The 20,166-nt window shown below is 64.2% G+C and carries 27 protein-coding genes and 1 tRNA gene; 14 read left to right on the top strand and 14 right to left on the bottom strand.

All coding sequences use genetic code 11. The annotated features are described in order from the left end of the window. Positions 1-2: 2 nt before the first annotated feature. The gene (gene aroQ, locus I5E68_RS07300) at positions 3-440 is read left to right on the top strand and encodes a type II 3-dehydroquinate dehydratase (protein WP_197162496.1); all 438 of its coding nucleotides are present in this window, start codon (positions 3-5) and stop codon (positions 438-440) included. Here the strand turns inward: aroQ and I5E68_RS07295 are convergent, their stop codons facing one another. Further along, complete coding sequence (locus I5E68_RS07295) at positions 441-938, bottom strand: hypothetical protein (RefSeq protein ID WP_197162493.1); 498 nt, start codon at positions 936-938, stop codon at positions 441-443. A gap of 10 nt (positions 939-948) precedes the next feature. Beyond that, the gene (locus I5E68_RS07290; RefSeq protein ID WP_197162491.1) at positions 949-1,416 is read right to left on the bottom strand and encodes an Lrp/AsnC family transcriptional regulator; all 468 of its coding nucleotides are present in this window, start codon (positions 1,414-1,416) and stop codon (positions 949-951) included. Positions 1,417-1,718: 302 nt separating this feature from the next. On the opposite strand from I5E68_RS07290, the gene I5E68_RS07285 reads away from it, so the two are divergent. The 3 genes from I5E68_RS07285 (at position 1,719) to I5E68_RS07275 (ending at position 5,290) form a co-directional block, all read left to right on the top strand. Then, a complete protein-coding gene (locus tag I5E68_RS07285; RefSeq protein WP_197162489.1) occupies positions 1,719-4,016 on the top strand; it encodes a sensor histidine kinase in 2,298 nt (765 codons plus the stop codon). A gap of 47 nt (positions 4,017-4,063) precedes the next feature. Then, positions 4,064-5,068 carry a polysaccharide deacetylase family protein gene (locus I5E68_RS07280; protein ID WP_197162487.1) on the top strand — a complete coding sequence of 335 codons (1,005 nt, stop codon included), beginning with the start codon at positions 4,064-4,066 and terminating at the stop codon, positions 5,066-5,068. A 146-nt stretch (positions 5,069-5,214) separates the two neighbouring features. Then, positions 5,215-5,290: transfer RNA gene (locus I5E68_RS07275), tRNA-Ile, on the top strand. A 91-nt stretch (positions 5,291-5,381) separates the two neighbouring features. Here I5E68_RS07275 and I5E68_RS07270 read toward each other — a convergent pair. From I5E68_RS07270 to I5E68_RS07215, 12 genes are all read right to left on the bottom strand, one after another. Continuing rightward, positions 5,382-6,542 (bottom strand): tyrosine-type recombinase/integrase, encoded by a 1,161-nt coding sequence (locus I5E68_RS07270; RefSeq protein WP_197162485.1) that lies wholly within the window; start codon positions 6,540-6,542, stop codon positions 5,382-5,384. After that, on the bottom strand, positions 6,539-6,817 hold the full coding sequence (locus tag I5E68_RS07265) for a helix-turn-helix domain-containing protein (protein ID WP_197162483.1): 279 nt from the start codon (positions 6,815-6,817) through the stop codon (positions 6,539-6,541). The genes I5E68_RS07270 and I5E68_RS07265 overlap by 4 nt, the downstream gene beginning before the upstream one ends. Then, entirely contained in the window at positions 6,814-7,437 is a 624-nt protein-coding gene (locus I5E68_RS07260; protein ID WP_197162480.1) for a hypothetical protein, read from the bottom strand. The genes I5E68_RS07265 and I5E68_RS07260 overlap by 4 nt, the downstream gene beginning before the upstream one ends. Further along, positions 7,434-7,646 carry an acyl carrier protein gene (locus I5E68_RS07255; protein ID WP_197162478.1) on the bottom strand — a complete coding sequence of 71 codons (213 nt, stop codon included), beginning with the start codon at positions 7,644-7,646 and terminating at the stop codon, positions 7,434-7,436. The genes I5E68_RS07260 and I5E68_RS07255 overlap by 4 nt, the downstream gene beginning before the upstream one ends. Continuing rightward, a complete protein-coding gene (locus tag I5E68_RS07250; protein ID WP_197162476.1) occupies positions 7,643-8,641 on the bottom strand; it encodes a ParB/RepB/Spo0J family partition protein in 999 nt (332 codons plus the stop codon). The genes I5E68_RS07255 and I5E68_RS07250 overlap by 4 nt, the downstream gene beginning before the upstream one ends. 102 nt (positions 8,642-8,743) lie before the next feature. Beyond that, entirely contained in the window at positions 8,744-9,544 is an 801-nt protein-coding gene (locus I5E68_RS07245) for a hypothetical protein (RefSeq protein WP_197162474.1), read from the bottom strand. Continuing rightward, positions 9,541-10,314, bottom strand: a complete 774-nt coding sequence (locus I5E68_RS07240; RefSeq protein ID WP_197162470.1) for a lambda exonuclease family protein — start codon at positions 10,312-10,314, stop codon at positions 9,541-9,543. Before I5E68_RS07240 ends, I5E68_RS07245 begins: the two co-directional genes overlap by 4 nt. Positions 10,315-10,316: 2 nt before the next feature. Continuing rightward, positions 10,317-11,366 (bottom strand): hypothetical protein, encoded by a 1,050-nt coding sequence (locus tag I5E68_RS07235; RefSeq protein ID WP_323982114.1) that lies wholly within the window; start codon positions 11,364-11,366, stop codon positions 10,317-10,319. A gap of 65 nt (positions 11,367-11,431) precedes the next feature. Further along, positions 11,432-11,668, bottom strand: coding sequence for a hypothetical protein (locus I5E68_RS07230; protein ID WP_197162466.1), 237 nt, complete (start codon positions 11,666-11,668; stop codon positions 11,432-11,434). After that, positions 11,665-12,144 (bottom strand): hypothetical protein, encoded by a 480-nt coding sequence (locus I5E68_RS07225; protein WP_197162464.1) that lies wholly within the window; start codon positions 12,142-12,144, stop codon positions 11,665-11,667. The genes I5E68_RS07230 and I5E68_RS07225 overlap by 4 nt, the downstream gene beginning before the upstream one ends. 176 nt (positions 12,145-12,320) lie before the next feature. After that, entirely contained in the window at positions 12,321-13,109 is a 789-nt protein-coding gene (locus I5E68_RS07220; RefSeq protein ID WP_197162462.1) for a DUF1828 domain-containing protein, read from the bottom strand. 501 nt (positions 13,110-13,610) lie between these two features. Next, on the bottom strand, positions 13,611-14,435 hold the full coding sequence (locus I5E68_RS07215) for a S24 family peptidase (protein WP_197162460.1): 825 nt from the start codon (positions 14,433-14,435) through the stop codon (positions 13,611-13,613). On the opposite strand from I5E68_RS07215, the gene I5E68_RS07210 reads away from it, so the two are divergent. From I5E68_RS07210 to I5E68_RS07165, 10 genes are all read left to right on the top strand, one after another. Next, entirely contained in the window at positions 14,427-14,645 is a 219-nt protein-coding gene (locus I5E68_RS07210) for a carph-isopro domain-containing protein (protein WP_197162458.1), read from the top strand. The genes I5E68_RS07215 and I5E68_RS07210 overlap by 9 nt on opposite strands. Next, positions 14,642-14,821, top strand: a complete 180-nt coding sequence (locus tag I5E68_RS07205) for a hypothetical protein (protein ID WP_197162456.1) — start codon at positions 14,642-14,644, stop codon at positions 14,819-14,821. The genes I5E68_RS07210 and I5E68_RS07205 overlap by 4 nt, the downstream gene beginning before the upstream one ends. A gap of 235 nt (positions 14,822-15,056) precedes the next feature. Beyond that, positions 15,057-15,557, top strand: a complete 501-nt coding sequence (locus I5E68_RS07200; RefSeq protein ID WP_197162454.1) for a hypothetical protein — start codon at positions 15,057-15,059, stop codon at positions 15,555-15,557. Next, complete coding sequence (locus I5E68_RS07195; protein ID WP_197162453.1) at positions 15,557-15,721, top strand: hypothetical protein; 165 nt, start codon at positions 15,557-15,559, stop codon at positions 15,719-15,721. The genes I5E68_RS07200 and I5E68_RS07195 overlap by 1 nt, the downstream gene beginning before the upstream one ends. Beyond that, positions 15,715-16,005: a hypothetical protein gene (locus I5E68_RS07190; protein WP_197162452.1), complete on the top strand. Its 291-nt coding sequence runs from the start codon at positions 15,715-15,717 to the stop codon at positions 16,003-16,005. Before I5E68_RS07195 ends, I5E68_RS07190 begins: the two co-directional genes overlap by 7 nt. Beyond that, positions 16,002-17,372, top strand: coding sequence for a DEAD/DEAH box helicase (locus I5E68_RS07185; RefSeq protein ID WP_197162451.1), 1,371 nt, complete (start codon positions 16,002-16,004; stop codon positions 17,370-17,372). Before I5E68_RS07190 ends, I5E68_RS07185 begins: the two co-directional genes overlap by 4 nt. Beyond that, complete coding sequence (locus I5E68_RS07180; RefSeq protein ID WP_197162450.1) at positions 17,369-17,698, top strand: hypothetical protein; 330 nt, start codon at positions 17,369-17,371, stop codon at positions 17,696-17,698. Before I5E68_RS07185 ends, I5E68_RS07180 begins: the two co-directional genes overlap by 4 nt. Continuing rightward, positions 17,691-18,329 carry a hypothetical protein gene (locus I5E68_RS07175; RefSeq protein WP_197162449.1) on the top strand — a complete coding sequence of 213 codons (639 nt, stop codon included), beginning with the start codon at positions 17,691-17,693 and terminating at the stop codon, positions 18,327-18,329. The genes I5E68_RS07180 and I5E68_RS07175 overlap by 8 nt, the downstream gene beginning before the upstream one ends. Beyond that, positions 18,326-19,555, top strand: coding sequence for a virulence-associated E family protein (locus I5E68_RS07170; RefSeq protein WP_197162448.1), 1,230 nt, complete (start codon positions 18,326-18,328; stop codon positions 19,553-19,555). The genes I5E68_RS07175 and I5E68_RS07170 overlap by 4 nt, the downstream gene beginning before the upstream one ends. A 290-nt stretch (positions 19,556-19,845) precedes the next feature. Continuing rightward, positions 19,846-20,154 carry a hypothetical protein gene (locus I5E68_RS07165; protein WP_197162447.1) on the top strand — a complete coding sequence of 103 codons (309 nt, stop codon included), beginning with the start codon at positions 19,846-19,848 and terminating at the stop codon, positions 20,152-20,154. Positions 20,155-20,166 lie beyond the last annotated feature (12 nt).

The following is a 20,166-nucleotide window of genomic DNA, read 5'->3' as shown; positions in this document are numbered from 1 at the left end:
TCATGTCCAGCAAGCTTGTCTACGTCCTCAACGGGCCCAACCTCAACCGGCTGGGCAAGCGCGAACCCGAGATCTACGGCTCACAGACGCTGGATGACATCGGTGAAATGCTAGCCACGCGCGGCCGCGAGCTTGGCATCGAGACCGTCATGCTCCAGTCGAACCACGAGGGGCAGCTGGTCGACTGGCTGCACGAGGCGGAGGACAAGGACGCGCACGCGGTACTGCTCAATGCCGGGGCCTATACCCATACCTCGGTGGCGCTGCTCGACGCGATCCGCTCGATCACCGCGCCGGTGATCGAGGTGCACCTTTCGAACCCGCACACGCGCGAGGCCTTTCGCCATGTCAGCTGGGTGGGACAGGCCGCGAAGGGCACCATCGCCGGCTTCGGTGCGCAAAGCTACATGCTCGCGCTCGAAGCTGCGGCCAAGCTCTAGTCAGTCGCGCGTGATGCAGGCCAAGCGCGAACCATCGTCGGCCCGCACGGCGAGGATGTTGTGGATGGCGGCTCGATAGCCACCACCCTTAACTTCGGGATCACTCTCCTGCACGACCGCGACCTCGCAGATGTCCTGCTTCACCAGGGAGAGCAGCATCCGGCGCATGTCCTCGGAAGTGGCCGTGGCAGGCAGTGCCACCGTCAGGAATTCTCCTGAAACCGGCGAACCGCCCGCATCGACGCCTAGCGTTTCGAGCCGGTCGCGAAGGTCGTTTACCGCGCGCGCCCCGACACGCCATTCACGCAATCCTGCATCGAAGCGCGGCAGGCTGCGCACTTCCCCGGAAGGGACAGACCTGTCGGCCCCGGTCGACGCGAGCTCGAACGCCTGCTGTGCAGACGGCTCCTCGCGCGAAAACCACCAGACATTTCCGGCCACGAGGAGCAGCGCCACGCCGAGCAGTACGGCGCGGCGCGTCTTGCGCGTCATCGTCATGGCGGCGTGCTCAGACCTCGAGCGGAACGCCCGGGATGCTCTTGGCGGTGCGAATCGTCAGCGAGGTCTTGACGCTGTCGACGTTGGGGGCGGGCGTCAGCTTGCTGGTCAGGAATTCCTGGAAGCTCTGCAGGTCGCGGCTGACGATCTTGAGGATGAAGTCGATCTCGCCGTTGAGCATGTGACACTCGCGCACTTCGGGCAGGCCCTTCATGTGGTCCTCGAAGGCGCGCAGCGATTCCTCGGCCTGGCTCTTGAGGCTGACCAGCGCGAAGACGGTGATGGTGAAGCCCAGTTTCGAGGGATCGAGGTCGGCATGATAGCCCTGGATGATCCCGGCCTCCTCGAGGCTGCGTACACGGCGCAGGCACGGCGGTGCGGTGAGCCCCACGCGCTGGGCCAGTTCCACGTTGGTGATCCGGCCTTCAGCCTGCAGCTCCGCCAGGAGGCGCCGGTCGATTTCATCGAGATTGATCATTTACGCTTTTCCCACAATGCAGCTCCGCAGCCCGATCCGGGGCATTTCGGAGACAAAGCCCCCCTGCACGCATGCCGCCGAAACGATTACGCATGCAAAAGCACCTTAACCTGAAATTTTATTATCCCATAGCGTAATCGTCCCGCTTTGCAACGTCTTCGCTTGCATACTTTCCGGAAACACTTGTGCTGCTAGGAAAAACCGACCCGCAATTTGCCGTAAGGCGTGCTACGGGATTCGTTCAAGACGACGACAAGGCTGTCGCCGCGCCTGTGCGCGTGCGCAGCCCAGCTGGATAGAGAATGCATTTCGACGATCGCCTTGCCACGGTACTGGATCAGCCCGCCACGGGCGATGCGCTGGCGCGTATCCAGTTCCGGCAGCTCGTCGACATTCTGGGACGAATGCCCGATGGCACGCACTCACAGCTGATCGAACAGGGATTTGCACGCGTGCGTGCGCTGCAGTCGCGAATCGACAGCGACGATCGCGCGCGGCTTCTGCGCCAGCAGCTGCAGCCGCTTTCGAATCCGCGCCTGCTCACGATCTTCGCCGAGGACGATGCCGAAGTCGCCTGCGCTGCCATAGCTTCGGCCAGGCTCAACGACAGGGATTGGCTGGCGCTGGTCCCGCGCCTGCCCGTGCGTGCCCGCGGTATCCTGCGCCACCGCCGCGACCTGTCTGCGCGCGTTACCGCTCTTCTCGAGAAACTCGGCACCGCGGACAGGGCTCTCCCGCCGGCAGACGCGCCATGCGAAGAAGCTGCAACCCTCGGCGAATCAGCCGCTCCCGCGCAGGCGACGAGCCTCACAGAAGGCGCCATGACGCAAGGCGCGGAGAAATCCGCCGACGAGGCAGCTGCGCCAGTCATACCGACCGCACTCAGACAGGCGCTGAGCGCGAGCGCAGAGCGACTGCTCGCAGCCCGTCATGCCGAAGATACCGCGCCCGCCCCCCCTTCGCCGGTGGTTTCGAAGTCCGATGCGCGCGCGACGCCCCCCTTGCCCGATACTGCGGCTACCCGGCGCACGCCCGCCCCCGTACAAATGTCCGAGGCAGAGATCGAGGACATGGTCCTCACCCAGTTGCTCGGTCCCGAAGCTCCCGCCGATCTCGACCTTCCTGGCCGCCACTGCCAATGCGGCGATGACGCTGGCGCGCAAGAGCATGCGCTCCGGCGCGGCACCGGCGGAAATCAGCCGCCAGCCCCCCCTGCGCACGGACCCGGCGGCGATGCGGGATCGCGAGATGCGGACGAGCAGCGCACGCCCACTGCGGATACGCCTCCTGCCCGCCCTGGTGCGGCACCGACCTCGCTGCGCGAATGGGCGCGGATGAAGGCCGGGTCGGCCAGCGCGCGTCACGGCCTCTCGCCGTCCGGCTCCGCAATGCCGGGCAACTCCGGTCAGGGCCTGACCAAGGGCGGCCACGAGGGCATCGGTGCGATCGTGCGACGCATCGAGGAATTTCGTCGTGCCCGCGAAGTCCGCGAGGATACCGCTGGCAGCGGCGATTCGCCGCGTCTGCCGCTGGGTGACGCGCTGCCTTCGGGTTCGAGCGGACCGGCTACGATCGACTTTACCACCGACCCCGAAGGGCGCATCGACTGGGCCGACGGCCCCTTTGCACCGGCCGTCATCGGATCGAGTCTGATGGCTCACGAGATCGCCGCACGCGAACACCTCGACGTCGCCAACTCGATTCGCGCGCGCCTGCCCGTACGCGGCTCGATCCTAACGCTCGACGGGGCCGCAGCGATCAGTGGCGAATGGCAGGCCGATGCGGCAGCCTGCTTCGATTCGCATACCGGACAGTTCACCGGCTACTGCGGGCGCCTGCGCCGCCTTGCCGCCGCGCCCGCTGGCGAGGTCCCGCATGGCGCGCATCCTGAAAGCGACACCCTGCGCCAGGTCCTTCACGAGCTGCGCACGCCCGCCAATGCGATCCAGGTGTCCGCCGAGATCATCCAGCAGCAGCTCTACGGCCCCGCTCCGCACGAGTACCGCGCGCTCGCTGCACTCGTCGCCGGCGACTGCGCACATATTCTTGCCGGCTTCGAAGAACTCGACCGACTGGTCCGCCTCGAGACCGGCGCGCTCGTCCCCGAAGCAGGCGAAGCCGACCTGGCCGCGGTCACGCACCAGACGATGGAGCGCCTCAGCAACTGGACCGAGCCTCGCAATTCCGGCTTCGCGCCCGAAGCCGATCTTGCCAGCATCCACCTGCCGGTCTCGATCAACCAGGCCGATGTCGAACGCCTGGTCTGGCGCCTCGTCGCCGCGCTTGCCGGAGCAGCCGTAACCGGCGAACGGCTGGGGATGCGCTTTGCCGTGCTGGAAGGCATGGCCATACTCGAAATCGCCCTGCCCGCAGCGCTTGCCGAACGCGAGGGCGATGCGCTCTTCGCGATCGGCGAAGGCATGCGCTCGCAGGCGTTGACCGCAGGCATCTTCGGCGTCGGCTTCACCCTGCGCCTCGCTGCGGCAGAAGCGAGCGCGGGCGGCGGTGCACTGCGCCGCAACGGCGATTGCCTCGTCCTCTCCCTGCCGGCCGCCGCATCCGCGCCAGACAAGCCGGAAGCAGCCGCAGCACCGCTCTGAGCAGCGCGCTTCGATAACCCGCTCCGGCCCAAGAAGGAACATCAAGCTTGCCTGGCCCCAACCTCCGGATTGCTCCACCTGCTGGCGCGCAGGCCAGCTTCCGCGAAGACTTCGGCCAGCGCTTCATCGTGACCGTCGATACCGAGGAGGAATTCGACTGGGGCGCCCCGCTCCGGCGCGAAGGCCACACGGTGCTCACGGTTCCAGCCCTGCGCAAGTTCCAGGAATTCTGCGAGGGTTTCGATGTCGTCCCCAGCTACCTGCTCGACTATCCGGTCGCCGCTTCACCCCTCACCGTGGAGGCGATCGGCAAGGCCGTGCGTGCCGGCAAGGCCGAAGTGGGAGTTCAGTTGCACCCCTGGGTCAACCCGCCCTTCGACGAAGAGGTGAACGCGCACAACAGCTTTGCAGGCAACCTTCCTTACGAGCTCGAACGCAGCAAGCTCTCGCGCCTTCACGCTCGGATTTGCGAGGCTTTCGGCACCGCCCCGCTGACCTACCGGGCCGGGCGCTACGGCCTTGGCGCGCGCACCGCGAGCATCCTCGAGGAGCTGGGCATTGCCATCGACACCTCGGTGCGCGCCCGCTTCGACTACAGCGCCGAGGGCGGTCCCAATTACCGTGAACACCCGCTGCATCCCTACTGGGCCGACGCGCGCCGCCAGTTGCTCGAGGTGCCCTTGACCACGCTTTACTGGGGACCGCTGCGCCAGCTGGGCAACGTGATCTACCCGCAGCTATGGCGCACGCCCCGGCTGCGCGGCGTTCTGGCACGCGCCGGCCTGCTCGAACGCATCCCGCTTACACCCGAGGGCATCACCGCCGAGGAGGCGCTGCGCGGCGTCGACATTGCCATCGACGATGGCCTGCCCGTCCTCGTGTTCTCGTTCCACTCGCCCTCGCTGGTGCCCGGCCATACGCCCTATGTACGTAGCGAGGACGACCTCGACGCACTCTACGGCTGGTGGCGCACCTTGTTCACCCACCTCGCCAGGCGCGGCATCCGACCGGTCAGCGCAGCGCAGATCGTCTCTGGCGTGAGCCTCGACTGAAGGCCCCGGCTCCGGCCATCCTGCCGGCCATGGGCACTCACCCACAGCCGTATCATCGCCATTGCTTCTCGGCGCTTGCCTCGCGGCGCTCGCCAAGCTAACGCGCAGTCATCGGACGCCGTCGATGACGTCCGATGTCCCGGTTGGGGCCTGTAGCTCAGCGGTTAGAGCTGGCCGCTCATAACGGCTAGGTCGCGGGTTCGAATCCTGCCGGGCCCACCACCCTGCCCGCCTCGCGTGGACAGACACCCATCATCGACCCCCGGTCGGGGAGTGGCGCAGTCCGGTAGCGCGCCTGCTTTGGGAGCAGTTATCATTTCACCCTCCTAAGGTGCGTATTTCTGCGGTTTTCGGGCATCCCATTGTCACCCTGTTCGGGACTATTCCGGGACTGCTCTACATTCTCCATCGCCGCCAGCAGGTCGTCGTCGCTCGTGTGGGCATAGCGCGTGGTCGTTTCGATGCGCGTGTGCCCGAGCAGACGCTGGGCAACCTGGATGCCGTTGGTTCGAGCGATTCGCGTCGCGGCGGTATGGCGCAGGTCGTGGAATCGGAAATCGGTCACGCCAGCCTCTGCCAGCGCGCGGTACCACTTCCGGTACCAGCCCTCCTTGCTGAACGGATATCGCTCGCCCTTGAGCCGGCGCGGGCGGTCGCCACGAGCCGGTGATGGGCGCTCGCAGACGTAGGTGAAGACGAACGGGCCAGCCTTGGGGCGATTCGCGATGATCTCGCGCATGCGCTGCGTGAGCGGGAAGGTGTGCCATTCGTCGCCCTTGGTGTGCACCGATGCCGTGCCGCGCCGCTGGTCGACCTTGGACCACAGGAGCGTGGTGATCGCGGTCCGACGCGCCCCGGAGATCAGCGCGAACTCGACGAGATCGCACAGGTCCGGCTCCTTCTCGCGCAGGGCCGCGAAGATCGAAGCCTCCTCCTGGGGGCTGGCTTCGCGGACACGCTCCTTCGGCTCCTTCAGCTTGTGGCGCTTCCATTCGACCTCCCCGACCCGGTAGCGGGGGGCGAGGAAGTTCAGGATGCGCTTGAGCAGCTCGACCTCACGGTTGACCGTTGCTGCGGAGACAAGGCGAGGTGGCGGTGAGCCCTTCTTCTTCCGACGCTTCGGGAAGGCACGCTCGCCCCGGCGAATCGACACCATGCGCGCGACAGTGAGGTCGTCGATGTCCTGGACCAGCGTGGTGCCGCCGATAAGACGCAGGACGTTGCCGATCTGGTATTCTGTCGTGGAGGCGTTCTTCTCGAACTGCCCCCTGTCCTGCCAGTAGATCCCGGCGCCCTCGTCGATTGTGACCGAGGGCTTTTCCTTGCGGCCCGTCGCGACCTCGCGCCGGTGGTCACGCTCGAACTGCTCGGCATCTCGCTTCGAGACGCAGTTCGTCGAGCCGTGATAGCGGACGCTGCGGTACTGATAGTCGAAGTGGTAATAGGGGCTGTTCTTCGGGCGATAGATCGTCATTGCCTGCTCCGCTGGCTGAACGGCACGATCTTGGCACCACGGCTCTTCGAATTCGAGACCGGGCGTTTCCGGCCCTTCGCCACGGGATCCGGGGCCTCGTCATTGCGCGTCGTGCAGCCAGCGATGAAATCCTCGATGTGGTCTTCGCGATAGGCGATGTTCCGCGCCGACACGCGCACGTAGGAGATGCGCCCGACCGCGCGCAGGTGGCGCAGGGTCCGCTCCGGGATGCGCAGGAGCTCGGCCGCCTCGGCTTCGGTGAGAAGTTGGTTCATGCGGCCTCCTCCTGCTCGACCTTCGCCTGCGCGAACGCCAGGTCGTAGCGAGCCTTCGACGAGCGCGTCAGGCCCTCGGGCAGCGTCCAGCTGGACGGCTCGACGGTATCGTAACGCTCCTTCGCCTCCGCAATGCGCGCATCAATGTCGGGCAGCACAATCCTGTAGGCGCCCGGCTTTGACCACCCGATCAGGGCCGAAGTGACGACACCAATCGTCAAGGCCGAACAGCCTCTGACGCAATCGCCGCCAGCGTAGGTCAAGCTCGTCGGGATGCCGAATGTCGTAGCAAAGGCGTTTTGGCTCGGCAGCGCTGGAAGAGCTTCGATCTGCTTCGCAATCGCCTTGCCGTGCTCGCTGCCGCGAAGCCTCGGCGTGTAGACATCTTGGCCATCGCTGGTCCTGCGCCGCTCCTTCTTGAAGCCGCTCGGAATCGTCGCGCCAAAGTCGAAAACCAGCCCGGCGAGACGGGTGAAGCCCTCGGTCCAGCCTTTGGCGCCGTGCTTTTTCGCGAAGTCGGCGTAGGCGTTCTTGGCGGCCTGCAAGTCGGCAGCGTACCGCTGGCAGAACTTGAGAGCCTCCGAGCCGGGCTCGACTTCGTAGTAAACCCGATCGGTCACGCTGCAACCCTCCCCTCGACCACCCGCGCCAGGTCCCCGACCGTAGAGGCCATGAACAGCTCAGCATCGCTCAGGTGGATGCCCAGTTCGCCCTCAAGCTCCATCGCGAGCGTGATGCGCGTGGCTTGGTCGATGCCGATCTCGGTGAGGATGTCGCTGGGGTGAGGTTCGACGGCGGCGTGCCGGGCGATGATCTGGATGGGGGTCATGCTGCGGCCCTCCTGATAGTGCAGTGCTTGTCCCGGCACAGGCAGGCCTGGCCGTACTGCACCTGCTGGTCGCACTGGTCACACCACTGGCGTCCCGAAAATGGCGGAAGCGCAGCGCCGGTCCCAGCACGGGCGCCAGCAGAGGCGGGCTGCTCATTCCCCGAAGTTGCCCTGCGCCACGCGCCCCGGATCGCAGCTGCTGCGCTCTCGGCGTACCCGGCAGAGCTTTGTGCCTGCTCGAGCATGACGTCGCTGCGCCAGTCGTCCTGGCTGCGCAGGGCGAGCATGGTGACGAAGCGTTCAAATCGGCGCTCTTCGATCTTGCCGTCGCTCGCCTCCTCGCGACAGACTGCGACGATGCCTGGGTAGATCGTACCGGCGTACCGAAGCACCTGACCTTCGAAAGCTTCGGAAAGGGCGCGCATGGCGTGACGCGACGCAGCCTCGCCCTGCTTGCGCCATGCGCTCTGGATGCCACCGATGTTCGACACCATGCCCGGCGCCCACGAGGCGTAGTTGCCGTGCGGGGCCAGTGAGAGGCCGCTGTCGGAGAGTGCTGACGCAATGGCCAGCGCCTCGGTGTCCTCGCTGGCAAGCGCGGCCTTGAACAGGTCCAGCGCCTTGAGCGGGCGGCGGCGCTGGTTCAGGTGAACGAAGCTCGCGGCCTCGTCGGCAGCGCTCGTGTACGCAACGACCACGCACGGAAGCTGGGCGATATCCCCGCGCAGCCGTGACGCTTCAAGCCGATGCTGGCCATCAATCACGAACAGCCGCTCGCCCTCCTCGGTGAGGCGGCGAGAGACGACCAAGGGCTGGCAGAGGTCCCAGTTCCAGTGCTGCGCGATCGAGCGGATCAGCGCCTGGCTATCGGTGGCGTCGATCGAGCGCTGATAGCTCGGATCGACGGTCAACTCGGCCGGGGGAATGAACTGCAGCACCGGCATGCGCCCGAGTGGTGCATTGAGCTTGAGGCGGGAAGTGGATTGCTTCGCCATGGTGTGCCTTTCGAATAGGTGGCCCGCCGCGCGAGAGGCTTGGGGGGTGGGTACGCGGCGGGCCGTCCGGTCGCGCGGTTGGAGGCACGCGACCGAAGGGGGTTAGTTCTGCTTGAGGGCCTGTTCCTTGAGGTTGAGCGCATGGCTCAGCTCAAGGCGCTGCTCGTCGGTGAGGTCCGCGGCGCCGACAGCGTTCTCAGCAGCCTTCCAGCTTTCGCGGTCAGTCGCTTCGTCGATCTGCTTGCGGAGGGTGCCCGGGTCGGAGGTGTGGGCTTCGCCTCGGTCGGTGTCGCGAGGCCCCTCGCCCCAGGTCGCGAACGACGAGCGCGCATTCTCGATGGCCGTTTCACAGGCAGCATGCAGCTCGGGGCGCTGCTGCTTGAGGCGCTCGAGCGTTGCGCCCTGCCCCGAGACATACTGCTCGAGCTTGTCGGCGTCCGGCGCACGCGCAACGGTGGCGGTGAACTTGTCGGCCCACTTGGCGGCTTCGTCTTCGCGCGGCTCGGTCTTGAGAGGCTGGATCTTGATGCCCGCCTTCTTGCCCTTCGTCTTCATGACGACGACAACCGTCTCCTTGTCCATGTGGCTCATGTGGCTGATGCGAATGCCGCCAACGTTGAGCCCGCCGAACGTCACGCTGTCGTCGCGATAGAGCGTCATCGAGCGGCCCACGTAGTCGGCAGCGTTGCGCTTCCAGATCGCAAGGAGAACGCGGCGCATCGTCTTGCACGGCTTGAACGGCTTCCCGTTGTCGCCCTCGTAGTGGATCGACACCGGCTGATCGCCATCGCTGCCGGTCACGCGGGTGACGGTGATGGTGCGCGGCGAATCGATGAGGTCATCGGCGTTGAGCTGATCCGACTTCGCTTCGACGAAACGGGACATATCGATCATATCGTTCACAGGATTATCTCCTCAACAGCCCGCCGTTCCGTCTCGATCACCTTTGGCATCGTCGCGAGCGTGGCGCGGTACTCGCGCTCGATGTCCGCGATTGCTTCCTCGGCGCGCGTCACGGCGGCGATGATTGCTTCTTGCATTTCGGGGTCGGGCTCGACGCGCTTGACGAACATCGGCAAGCCGCCGCAGTAGGAGATGAAGTCGATCCACTTGCGGCCAGTGATGAGCAGGCCGGTCTGCAGCTGCAGCATGTACTCGGCCGGCACCTCGTTGTTGGCGATGGTTTGGACCTGGTACTTGCCGCCACGCGACTTGACTTCGATCAGGCCATCATCGCCGACAAGACCGTCGGGGCTGTAGCCGATGGTGAAGCCCCAATGATCATTCGTGATGAAGCCAGTCTCTTCGACGCTCGCGTAGTGCTGGCTGTACTCCTCGCGGGCATAGATTTCGTCTTCCTGCCCGCGCAGCATGGCGTCGGAGACGTACTGCGGCTCGACGAACCCGGTGAGGCGCTGAAACGCCAGCTCGTAGAAGTGCGCCCGCACCTTGTCGCTGTTTGCCGCCTTCATGGTCGGCGTGAGGAGCAACTTCATCTCGGACGCGGTGATCAGGCCACAGCGCGCCTGTAGCCACTCGTCGCTGCCCTGGATGAGATCGTTGTGGATCTTGATGCCACCCAACTTCTGCTCGGCCTCGGCAGCGGGCTCATACAGTTCTTCGGCATCGATCTGCGCGGGCTCGGAATAGTCGAGTGCAAACGGGTTATCCATGATCAGAACCTCAACGTGACGTTGGGGACAGACCCGCCGACAATGGCGAGCACGATGTTCTTGGCGGTCGCTTCATCGACCGATCCGGCTTCCATGATTGCCTCTTTGGCGGCGGCCATGATCTTGCCCCGGTGGGCGCGGTCGGCCTCGCGAGCGGCCTGCTCCTGAGCGATGCGTTCAGCCTCGGCCTTACGGTCGGCCTCTTCCTTGGCGATGCGGTCCCGCTCGGCCTGCGCCTCGCGTTCAGCCTGCTCGGCGCGACGACGTTCTGCAGCCAAAGCTTCATCGTGCTCGCGCTGGATGCGATCGCGTTCGGCCTGTGCGGCCACTTCGGCTTCACGCCGGGCGCGCTCTTCAGCTTCACGGGCGATACGAGATGCGCGCTCTTCCTCGGCCTTCTGCTCAGCGACGCGGCGCTCTTCCGCCTGCCTCGCCTCGGCCTCTGCACGCTCCTTGGCCTCGCGCTCTTCACGTGCCGCCTGCTCGCGAGCTTCACGTTCAGCTGCTTCGGCACGCAGCTTCTCCAGCTCGGCGCGCTCTTCCTCTTCACGAGTGAGGCGCGCCAAGGCGGCTTTGAGCGTCTCGACAGCGCTTTCCTTCGCTGACTGAGCCTCGCCGGCCATGTCGCCGAACTGGTCGCCGATCTCCTGACCCCACACCTTCATGCCGCGCGCGCGGACCGAAGCGGCGGTGTCCTCGATCGTCACGACAGCGGCCTGCTTCATCTCGTCGATGATGGCGCGGCAGCTTTCGACCCGCTCCTTTTCGGTGTTCTCCCACTCGGTGAGAGGGCGGCGGACCTCTTCCGCCAGCGTGCTCAGGCGCTCCTCGATCTCCTTGCGGGCCGCATTCACCTGGTTGGTCTGCTCACGCCACTGCCTGGTGAGTGCGAGCCCAGCCTTGTCGATCATGGTCTTGGAGCGCGTGACCTTCGCGGCCAGCGAGCGAACCTCGTCCCGCCCCTTCTTCGTTGAGAGGTCGACGACGATGCCCGCCGTCTCGCTACGCACGCGGTCGTAGAACTGGTCGAACTTGGCGCTGTCGAGCAGCACGATCTGCGGGGTCGTCTCGACTGCCAGCACAATGTCGGCAGAAGAGATTTCAGTCTGCCCATTCATCAGGTGTTCCCCCAAACAAAGAGCCCATCGAGGCCGATGGCAAGCAGCGTGCCGAGGATCAGCAGCGCGAGAAGAATGGTGGCGCCGACGAGTGGACTGGGTTCGCCGGTGACCTGCTGGGCCGCGCGCATCCTGCTGATGAAGCTTTCCGGGTCGGCCTCTGCAGCGGTCTGGCGCTGGCGCTGCGGGGCAGCGAGATAGGCTGGCGTACCGTCGTGGCGGGTGGCGCCGTTCATGCTGCCCACTCCCGGTTTAGCTGATCCCAGCGCGCCTCGCCCATTGCCTCGCGAGCCTCAGCGACCTGCTGATCCAGCGTGCCGATCCGCGTCACACCATGGCGGTACCGCACCTGAGCATCAGCAAGGCTGAACCCGGCCAGTTCGTTCGGATCGCCGAAGCGCTCGCGCAGCACGTCCTGAACGGTCGGCCAGCTGGCTTCGAAATCGAGATAGTCGTGGGGCTTGCCCTGCTCCAGCGCCTCGCGGAACGTCGAGCCGAAGCACAGGTCGATCAGGTCGGTGCGGACTTCGGCCAGATCGTCGTAGCGATCCGTGGTGACGCGCAGTTCGTCGGTGCCCATGACAACCATGGGGCGCGTGATGAAGAGGTCATCAGGGCCGAGGGCATCGAGAATGCGTGCCGCCTCGGGGTGACGCTGCCACGACGTGCCGATCTCGGCAGCCGTCGCGGGGGTGATCTCGGTGATGTGCATGGGTCATCTCCAACTTGCTGGGCTGTGAGCGCCGGCGTTGGGGATGGTGTACACAGGTAGCGTACACTAGGTCAAGCCATTAAATACACATTGTGCGTACACCCATTGAACAAGCGATACTCATGAAAAACCCCGGCTGTGAACCGGGGTCATTTTGGCTGAGTGTGATGGGCCAGCTAGGCCGCTCGTGTCCGCATTTCGTCCGCGATGAATTCCACCGTATCTCGCTCGCCCCCTCGGAAGATGGGCATTGGCAAGCGCCTGTTCTGGGCGCGTTGGAACTTCATCTTATTGATGTTCGTCATCCGGTTGTCTTCGATAACCGCCACCATCGCCACATCGGCGCGAATCTTATGAACCTCCTGCCAGGCGAGAAGCGCTTCGTTCAGCTTGTCACTGTTGTTGACGAGGTAAATCGCACCTGGGCGGCCACCATTGATTGAGCGCAAGACCACATCGGCAGGAAATTCTTCCAGATCCTTGGTTGGAGGAGCGCTTTCCTCGATTTCAAATTCTTCGCCATAGCGGGCCGTGACCTCTCGGATGAAGTCTTCGCGAAATGCAGACTTAACCCGATCTTTCGTGATAAGCGAAAGATCGCGAACCCGAATGAGCGCGGACAGGAATTGTATTGAACGCACCGCCAAGTCTGCCTCCGCTACACCGTCAGCGCGAATTTCATAGGTTTCGCGATCCCAATACGCTCCTGCTTCCGAAAGGATGGCGTTTAGGAGATCTCCCCTCGTCCCTCCGGCAATATGAATGTCGCGCGCGACCAGTTCTGGGAGATAATCGCCGCCATCGACGAGGTCGAATCCATCTCCGCCAGTTTCGATATAGAATGACAGACGATCGCCCGAGTTGTCTCTGAAAGCAGTGGACACCGCATATCCGACACCAACGGGATGCACCTCAAGGCCACCGCAAAACGCGGCACAAAGCTCCTTTTCAAATGCACCTGTCATGATCGGAACAGCGGTCCAATATCGTCTTGTATGCGAAAGAATCTGCGGGATTCCTCCCAAAATGTCGAGATGGATAATGGAGCTTGTCGATTTGCCCTACCCTTGCCGGGCGGCACTCGCTCCAGACCATCCATGCCACTCGAACCGATCTCCACGCCAGCACGTTCGCAATGCGCGTGGGCGTGCAGGCCTGGGTGGCTCGAGTGAAATTCGTACCGACAAACTACCGCATAGCCGTCGCCACACTTCACGATGAGGGTCGATTTCATGTCGCCACGCTTAGGGTGCACCTGTGCGACAAGCATATATTCGTCACCACCGCCTTCGGCGCGGGCCGATCGCCACTGCCAACCACCCCGGGCTGGGCGGGTTTTGGCGTAAATGGGGCAATATCGCGGCTGCATGTCGTCGTCGCGCCATTGCGTGTCAGTGATCTGGAGTTTTGGCACTCGAGCTACCCGCCGAACCTTCATCTCTACCTCTTACCGCCAGCAACAGCGGTCACGAAAGAAGATCATCCATCGTCAAGACGCGGTGCATCTTGAGCACTTCCTTCCCGTCCAGTCTAAAGGTGAAGCGTGGATTGTACTGCTCCAGCTCTACGAACGATCCGCTTTTCTTAACGAGCCGCTTCACAAGCACTGTGCGCGCGCTTTCACCATCATCCGCCTCGTGAGCATCACCGTTCTTCCGAAGATAGACGATGACGGAATCGCCAATGCGGGCCGGGCGCTTGGTTTCGGCGAATACGATCGAACCGTCCTCGTATCGCGGCTCCATGGACGTTCCTTGGACGTAAATCCCGTAAACGTCTGCTCGACCATCCAGGATAACAGGCCGCTTGGCGTAGCCGATGATTTCGTCGGTGAAGAGATGGGTTTGCTCGATAGCCAAGTCGTCCTCGATCCGGTCGGCACCCAACGCAGTCCCCAAGATTGGCACGTCTTGGCGCATGCGGTCCATGGACGCGCCCTCATAGTGAACTGGCGCAGCGTTCGTCGCAGGCATACCAACGAGCGCATAAACTTCTTCGGCGGCGATCGGGGGCTCCCCCTTCCCCTTCAACGCCTCCACCATCTTGACTGCGACGTCAGGCTTCAGGTTGGCATCGAATTCCGGGTCCATATAGCGCTGCACACCCGACGCGGTGGCGTACCCACAGGCCTTGGCAAATGCCCGCATGGACAAGCCAGCGCGGGCCACCAGTTCGGCAACAGTCTGACCAGTCGTGCGTACATTTTCCATGTCCACGTTATCGCGCGAGGTCGATACACTTTCCACGTTGACTAGCGTACGCTCGGTGCGTACACCGTGCGTATGGACCATCAGACGATCATAACCGACCTCGGCGGCATTCGCGCCTTGGCCCGGAAGCTCGGCCACAACAGTCATACCACGGTGCAGGCGTGGTTCGATCGGAACCGTATTCCGCTCGATCGCTGGGAAGAGGTGATTGGTGCTGCGAAAGCCGATGGCGCCGACCTGACAGTGACGCAGTTGCTGCCGCCTGAGCTTAGGCAGGACGCCGCAGCATGACCGCGCGCGACCGCAAGCTCATCGAAGACGCCATCGAAGCGCTCATCGCCTTGCTCGACCACGTCGACGGCGATGCAGATGCCGAGATCGAGGAGGATGAGCCGGAGAACGATTCCGAGCCGCCTCTCGCCGTGCCGCTGTTCTCTGACGTCGGCTATCTCAGCGAGGTGGCCTGAATGTCCCCCCTCCAAGGCTTCGGCTTCATCTGCCTCGGCATCGCGGTGCTCACGCTCGCAGCCCTGCTCCTGACGCGCCCCCTCCGCTGAATGTTTCACCCCGGAGCCTTCCGGGTCGCACGGCCCTCGACCGCCCAACGCGGCGAGGTCGCAACCCTGCCGGGGCTGGGTGCTCCCCTCCCCCCTCGAGCCCCCGGCCCCGGCAGCTTTCCCCTTTCTGTCCATGGAATTTGAGATGACGCAGCGCAGCAACAACGTCTTTCCGAACCGGACGCCCCTCACGGAAGAGCAGTTCCGCTCGAACTGGCTCGTCACCCTCGCGCGCCTGTGCCGCGAGCACGGAGACAGCCAGGTCGCGCTATGGCTTGGCGTCAGCGAGCGCCATTTGCGCAACCTCAAGACCGGCCTCAGCCTGCCCAGCGCGGACAAGGTCTGGAACCTGCTCGCCTTCGACCAGAGCGCGCACGACGAGATCGACGCGGCCTATGGCGTGAAGAACGTGCCGGTAGACAGCGTGTGCTCGTCCGATCCCCTCACCCTCGACATGATCGCGCTGGCCCACGAGGTCGCCGAGCACGAGGCGCCGGACAGTCACGGTGGCATCGCGGTCACCGACCACGAGCTGCGCCTCAAGGACGAGCGCCGGCTGCGCAAGGTTCACCAGACGCTCGGCACTTGGCTAGCGCGGCTCGATGCCATGCGCGGCGTGGTCACGATCGGCGGGAGGGCTGCGTGATGGGTGACGCCGTCACCATGACAGCAGCGGACCGCGAGTTCGCCGAGCTGGCCGACAAGGGCCTGTCGCGCGCCGAGATCCGCGAGCGCCTCGATCTGAGCAGCGGCCAGTACAACTGCCGCCAGCGTCGCCTCGCCCAGCTGCGGAGGGCTGCGCCATGCTGAAGGCCAGCGAACAGACGCCGGTCGAGCGCACAATCGAGATGCTGGAACGCCGCCTTGAGCCTGTGACTATCGCCCTGTGCCTCGGTGTCAGCCAGAACCAGTGCGACAAGCTGATCCGGCTCGCCAAGCGCGAGATCAAGGCGCGCAAGTCGCGCGCGGCCAGCGAATACAGCCAGCGCTACAACCTGCCCGGCCAGCTCGAAGCAGCGCGCGCGAAGGTTGCGATGCTCGAGCGCAAGGCCGTGCGGCTCGGTATGGCCGAATTGGTGGAGGCGCGGGCATGATCCAGCTTCGCCCATATCAAGCTCGCGTCATCGAGGAATCGCGCGAGGCCTACGCGCGCCGCCTGCGCGCCGTCCTCCTGTGCATGCCCACCGGCGCGGGCAAGACTGTAACGGCATCGACTGTCGTCCACGGCTCGTCCGGCAAGGGCAAGGTCGTGTGGTGGCTCGTCCATCGTCGTGAGCTGCTCAACCAGGCGAGCCAGACCTTCCATTCGCTCGGCATCCCTCACGGCGTGGTCCAGTCCGGCCACGTCTCCAATCCGCATGCGCTCGTGCAAGTCGCATCGGTGCAGACGATCATCCGGCGCCTCGATGATCTGCCCCCGCCCGACCTGATGGTCTTCGACGAGAGCCACCACATCGGCTCGGCCAGCTGGACCACGCTTTACGAGCGCTTTCCGCGCGCCCGCGTGCTTGGGCTCACCGCAACTCCCTGGCGCCTCGACGGACAGGGGCTCGGCAACTGGTTCCAGCACATGGTCCTCGGGCCCAGCGTCGCCGAGCTCATCGAAAATGGATCGCTCTCGCGGTACCGCCTCTTCGCCCCGGCCACGCCCGACCTGTCCGGCGTTGGCACGACCGCCGGCGACTTCAAGCGATCGGCCCTGTCCGCTGCCATGGACAAACCGCAGATCGTCGGCGACGCCATCGGACACTACAAGCGCCTGTGCGCAGGCAAGCGCGCGGTGGCCTTCGCTGCCGGCGTGCAGAACAGCCAGAACATCGCGGCGCAGTTCCGCGAGGCTGGCATCCCCGCAGAGCATGTCGATGGCTCGATGTCGGTCGAAGATCGCGATGCTGCAGTTCAGCGTTTCCGCGCCGGCCAGACGCTCGTCCTGAGCAATGCCGACCTATTCGGCGAAGGCTTTGACGTTCCCGCGATCGAGGCCGCAATCCTTTTACGCCCGACCAAGAGCCTCTCCCTGCACCTCCAGCAGGTCGGCCGCGCGCTGCGCCCCGCGCCTGGCAAGGACGAGGCAATCATCCTCGATCATGCTGGCAACAGCCTGATCCATGGCCTGCCTGATGACCCGCGCGAGTGGGACCTGGCCGACCGCGAGCGCAAGAAGCGGTCCGCACCCTCCGAAGTACCGGTACGTCAGTGCGACGAATGCTTCTTCGTCTACCGCCCTGCCCCCAAGTGCCCCCAGTGCGGTCATGCCGTCGAGGTGAAGGCGCGCGAGATCGAGCAGGTTGATGGGACGCTCGAGGAGGTCAACCGCGATGCGGCCCGGCGCGCTGCGCGCAAGGAAGAGAGCGAGTGCGAGACGCTGTCTGACTGGCAGGATCTGGCGCGGCGCCGCGGCTACAAGATGGGCTGGGCCATGCACCGGTACCAGGCACGGCAGCGGAGTGCAGCGGCGTGAGCGCAAGGCACACCGACCTCGTCAACGAGATCCGGCTTTTTATCTCCCAGATCGGCGGCTTTTCCGTTCCGGTCGACACTCCCGGCCTGCTCTACACGCGCGACGGGCGCCCCGCCAAGTTCGGGACAAAGGGCGCGCTCGACATCGCCGCGACCGTGAAGGGCCGCTCGGTCTGGATCGACGCGAAAACCGGCAAGGACCGGCTCAAGCCCGCTCAGGTAAACTTCGCCAATGCGCAAAGCCGCGCCGGAGGCATCGCCTTCGCCGCCTACTCGGTCGACGACGTTCGTGATCGCCTCAAGGTGGAGGGCCTGCTCGATGGATGAGGCCTTCGACATCAATGCGTGGTCCGCGGCCTGGCACTTCCTCGACAAGGATACCCCGGGCAAGGTCTGGTGGAACAGCGCCTCGAACCACCCGGCGATCTACCGCGCGCTCAAGATCGACAAGGGCCAGCACGGCGCGCTCTATGCCTGCTCGCCGTTCCGTCTGCATCGTGACGAGACTGGCGTGCGCATCATCGCCGCCTACCCGGCCCCGCATGACCTCGACGAGCCCGATCATACCTGGCTCGGCATCGAGACCGTCATTGCGTGGAACCCGATCGACGATACCGCCGTGGTCCTGGGCGACGACGCGCCCCAGATCGTGGGCAACCTGTCGGAGGAGACCAACGTCATCTTCGCCAGCCCGCGTGCCTTCTTCCAGCATTGGGCCCGCCGCCGTGCGCAGTTCCTCGCCGAGCGCGCGCTGGCCAAGGCGCAGCGCTGGAACCGCGCGCCGGCCGAGCGCGACCAGACACCTGGCGCCCTCATGATCGGCCGGCCCGACCAGATCCGCTGGCAACCAGCACTCATGCCCACCGACCTGCGCTGCCGCGGCGTCAATCCGCAAGAGATCAATCGAGAACTGCTCAAGGCCGCGCGTGTGCCCCGGGCTAGAGGGGATGCGGCATGATGGCCGAAGACGTGTTCGAATTGAACTCCTGGGTAGGCCGGGTGCAGTCCTCGAAGCAGGGCCCGAAGAAGAACATCACCAACCTGATGCTCCACCTTCGCAACATCCCGCATCTGGGGCCGAAGCTCGCATTCAACGACCTGACCGGGAATATCGAGTGGCATGGCCGCGAATTGAAGGACAGCGACTACGTCGACATCCGCATGTTGATGGAGGCGCCGCCGTTCAACTTCGAAGCCAACGCGCGCGACGTCCCCGCTGCTGTCATGCGCACCGCGGAGGACAACACCATCAATCCGGTCGTTGACTACCTCGAAGGCCTGAAGTGGGATGGTAAGCCGCGCATCTCCAACTGGCTCCAGAACATCTTCGATGCCGACGATACCGAGATCAATCGGGCCTTCGGGCGCATGTTCCTGATCGCGGCCGTAGCCAGAGCTCTGCAGCCGGGCTGTAAGGTCGATACGATGCTGATCGCCAAAGGCTTGCAGGGTATCGGTAAGACCAGCGCATTTCAGGCGCTGTTCGGAGAGGAGTTCGTCACCGGGTCGATTACCAGCCTCAAGGGCGCGGAAACGGCGCAAGCTCTGCAGGGCGTCTGGGCTGTCGACCTGGGCGAGCTCGAGGCATTGAACACCTCGGTCAACGCGGTGAAGAATTTTCTGACGCTCCAGCGTGATCGATACCGCCCACCCTGGGGTAAGCATTTCATCTGGCGCCCGCGCAGGATGGTCTTCACAGGCACGACCAACGAGGACGCGTTTCTCTCCGATGCGACGGGCGCTCGCCGCTTTTGGCCGTTCGAAGGCAGGCGCGTTGATCTTTCAACCTTGAAACGCGCACGCGACCAACTCTGGGCAGAGGCGGTGAGAGCGTTCAAGGATGGGGAAAAGTGGTGGATCGAGAACGGCAGCGAACTCGATTCCCTTGCTCAGGCCGCACAGCAGGATTCATACAAGGAAGACATCTGGGCTCCTCGCATCGACCAGTTTCTGAACTCCGTCGAGACAAGGAACCGGGGATGCGTCACGCTTAGCGAAGTCGCTGCCTACCTCTGCATCTCGTCGGAACGGCAAGATGCGAAGATCGAAGAACGCATCATCGCCCACATGAAGATGCGCGACTGGTGGAAGCGGCGTTGCATGCGCCACGGGCAGAACCTCAACTGGTGGTTTCCGCCAGAGACGCAGGAAGAATTCAAGCTGGGGAGGCCGCGCGGTGCGTGAACTTTCCAGCTTTCCAGCCCTTTCCACCCATGGAAAGATGTGGTGGAAACAAAATAAGGATATGAAAATTCGGCATATTTCGCCGAAACTTTCCACCTTTCCAGCGCTCATGCTGATTTCCGCACACGGGAGCAACGTGCACTCTTACGCGCGTATTTCTATTTTAGATGGAAAGATAGAAAATATACCGGAAACCCCCGGAGTTCTGCGCCGAAAAACTTTCCACCCCCGTTGGAAAGTGGGTGGAAACGTTGGAATATTTTCGGCCTTCCCTCAATACGGAGATATCCATGACAACGACTGTGATCCCAGCCCAGCCCGGGTGGTTCATTCTGCACCCCAGCATGTACAAGGGGACCGACGAGGACTTTGCGCCGACGGACCTGACCGCCATCCTTGCTTGGCGTATCGTTGTCACGGACATGCAGAGGCAGGACGGTACGCCGTTCAGCCATACGGAGGCTTATCCGATCACCTGCCAGGGCGAATTCGACGATTTCCTCGTTGTGGCTCCGGACGGTTCTGTTTCGAGCACCGACTGCCAATACGAAACATTCGAGCATGCCATCGACGCAATCAGGTCCGGCAAGCCGTTCTAATCCCTCAGCCGA

It is taken from the genome of Novosphingobium aureum, assembly GCF_015865035.1.
In the GTDB taxonomy this organism is placed as follows: Bacteria; Pseudomonadota; Alphaproteobacteria; order Sphingomonadales; family Sphingomonadaceae; genus Novosphingobium; species Novosphingobium aureum.
Note: the sequence above shows the minus strand (reverse complement) of the source record. Positions and strands in the feature narration are given on the sequence as shown.

What these genes read in the sequence shown, in the direction of transcription:
- I5E68_RS07170 (WP_197162448.1), top strand. Translation starts at nt 18,326, where the DNA reads ATGATGGCCGAAGACGTGTTCGAATTGAACTCCTGGGTAGGCCGGGTG.
- I5E68_RS07255 (WP_197162478.1), bottom strand. Translation starts at nt 7,646, where the DNA reads ATGACCCCCATCCAGATCATCGCCCGGCACGCCGCCGTCGAACCTCAC.
- I5E68_RS07175 (WP_197162449.1), top strand. Translation starts at nt 17,691, where the DNA reads ATGGATGAGGCCTTCGACATCAATGCGTGGTCCGCGGCCTGGCACTTC.
- I5E68_RS07285 (WP_197162489.1), top strand. Translation starts at nt 1,719, where the DNA reads ATGCATTTCGACGATCGCCTTGCCACGGTACTGGATCAGCCCGCCACG.
- I5E68_RS07265 (WP_197162483.1), bottom strand. Translation starts at nt 6,817, where the DNA reads ATGAACCAACTTCTCACCGAAGCCGAGGCGGCCGAGCTCCTGCGCATC.
- I5E68_RS07165 (WP_197162447.1), top strand. Translation starts at nt 19,846, where the DNA reads ATGACAACGACTGTGATCCCAGCCCAGCCCGGGTGGTTCATTCTGCAC.
- I5E68_RS07200 (WP_197162454.1), top strand. Translation starts at nt 15,057, where the DNA reads ATGACGCAGCGCAGCAACAACGTCTTTCCGAACCGGACGCCCCTCACG.
- I5E68_RS07195 (WP_197162453.1), top strand. Translation starts at nt 15,557, where the DNA reads ATGGGTGACGCCGTCACCATGACAGCAGCGGACCGCGAGTTCGCCGAG.
- aroQ (WP_197162496.1), top strand. Translation starts at nt 3, where the DNA reads ATGTCCAGCAAGCTTGTCTACGTCCTCAACGGGCCCAACCTCAACCGG.
- I5E68_RS07205 (WP_197162456.1), top strand. Translation starts at nt 14,642, where the DNA reads ATGACCGCGCGCGACCGCAAGCTCATCGAAGACGCCATCGAAGCGCTC.
- I5E68_RS07190 (WP_197162452.1), top strand. Translation starts at nt 15,715, where the DNA reads ATGCTGAAGGCCAGCGAACAGACGCCGGTCGAGCGCACAATCGAGATG.
- I5E68_RS07250 (WP_197162476.1), bottom strand. Translation starts at nt 8,641, where the DNA reads ATGGCGAAGCAATCCACTTCCCGCCTCAAGCTCAATGCACCACTCGGG.
- I5E68_RS07290 (WP_197162491.1), bottom strand. Translation starts at nt 1,416, where the DNA reads ATGATCAATCTCGATGAAATCGACCGGCGCCTCCTGGCGGAGCTGCAG.
- I5E68_RS07210 (WP_197162458.1), top strand. Translation starts at nt 14,427, where the DNA reads ATGGACCATCAGACGATCATAACCGACCTCGGCGGCATTCGCGCCTTG.
- I5E68_RS07225 (WP_197162464.1), bottom strand. Translation starts at nt 12,144, where the DNA reads ATGCACATCACCGAGATCACCCCCGCGACGGCTGCCGAGATCGGCACG.
- I5E68_RS07230 (WP_197162466.1), bottom strand. Translation starts at nt 11,668, where the DNA reads ATGAACGGCGCCACCCGCCACGACGGTACGCCAGCCTATCTCGCTGCC.
- I5E68_RS07240 (WP_197162470.1), bottom strand. Translation starts at nt 10,314, where the DNA reads ATGGATAACCCGTTTGCACTCGACTATTCCGAGCCCGCGCAGATCGAT.
- I5E68_RS07215 (WP_197162460.1), bottom strand. Translation starts at nt 14,435, where the DNA reads ATGGTCCATACGCACGGTGTACGCACCGAGCGTACGCTAGTCAACGTG.
- I5E68_RS07295 (WP_197162493.1), bottom strand. Translation starts at nt 938, where the DNA reads ATGACGATGACGCGCAAGACGCGCCGCGCCGTACTGCTCGGCGTGGCG.
- I5E68_RS07185 (WP_197162451.1), top strand. Translation starts at nt 16,002, where the DNA reads ATGATCCAGCTTCGCCCATATCAAGCTCGCGTCATCGAGGAATCGCGC.
- I5E68_RS07270 (WP_197162485.1), bottom strand. Translation starts at nt 6,542, where the DNA reads ATGACGATCTATCGCCCGAAGAACAGCCCCTATTACCACTTCGACTAT.
- I5E68_RS07220 (WP_197162462.1), bottom strand. Translation starts at nt 13,109, where the DNA reads ATGACAGGTGCATTTGAAAAGGAGCTTTGTGCCGCGTTTTGCGGTGGC.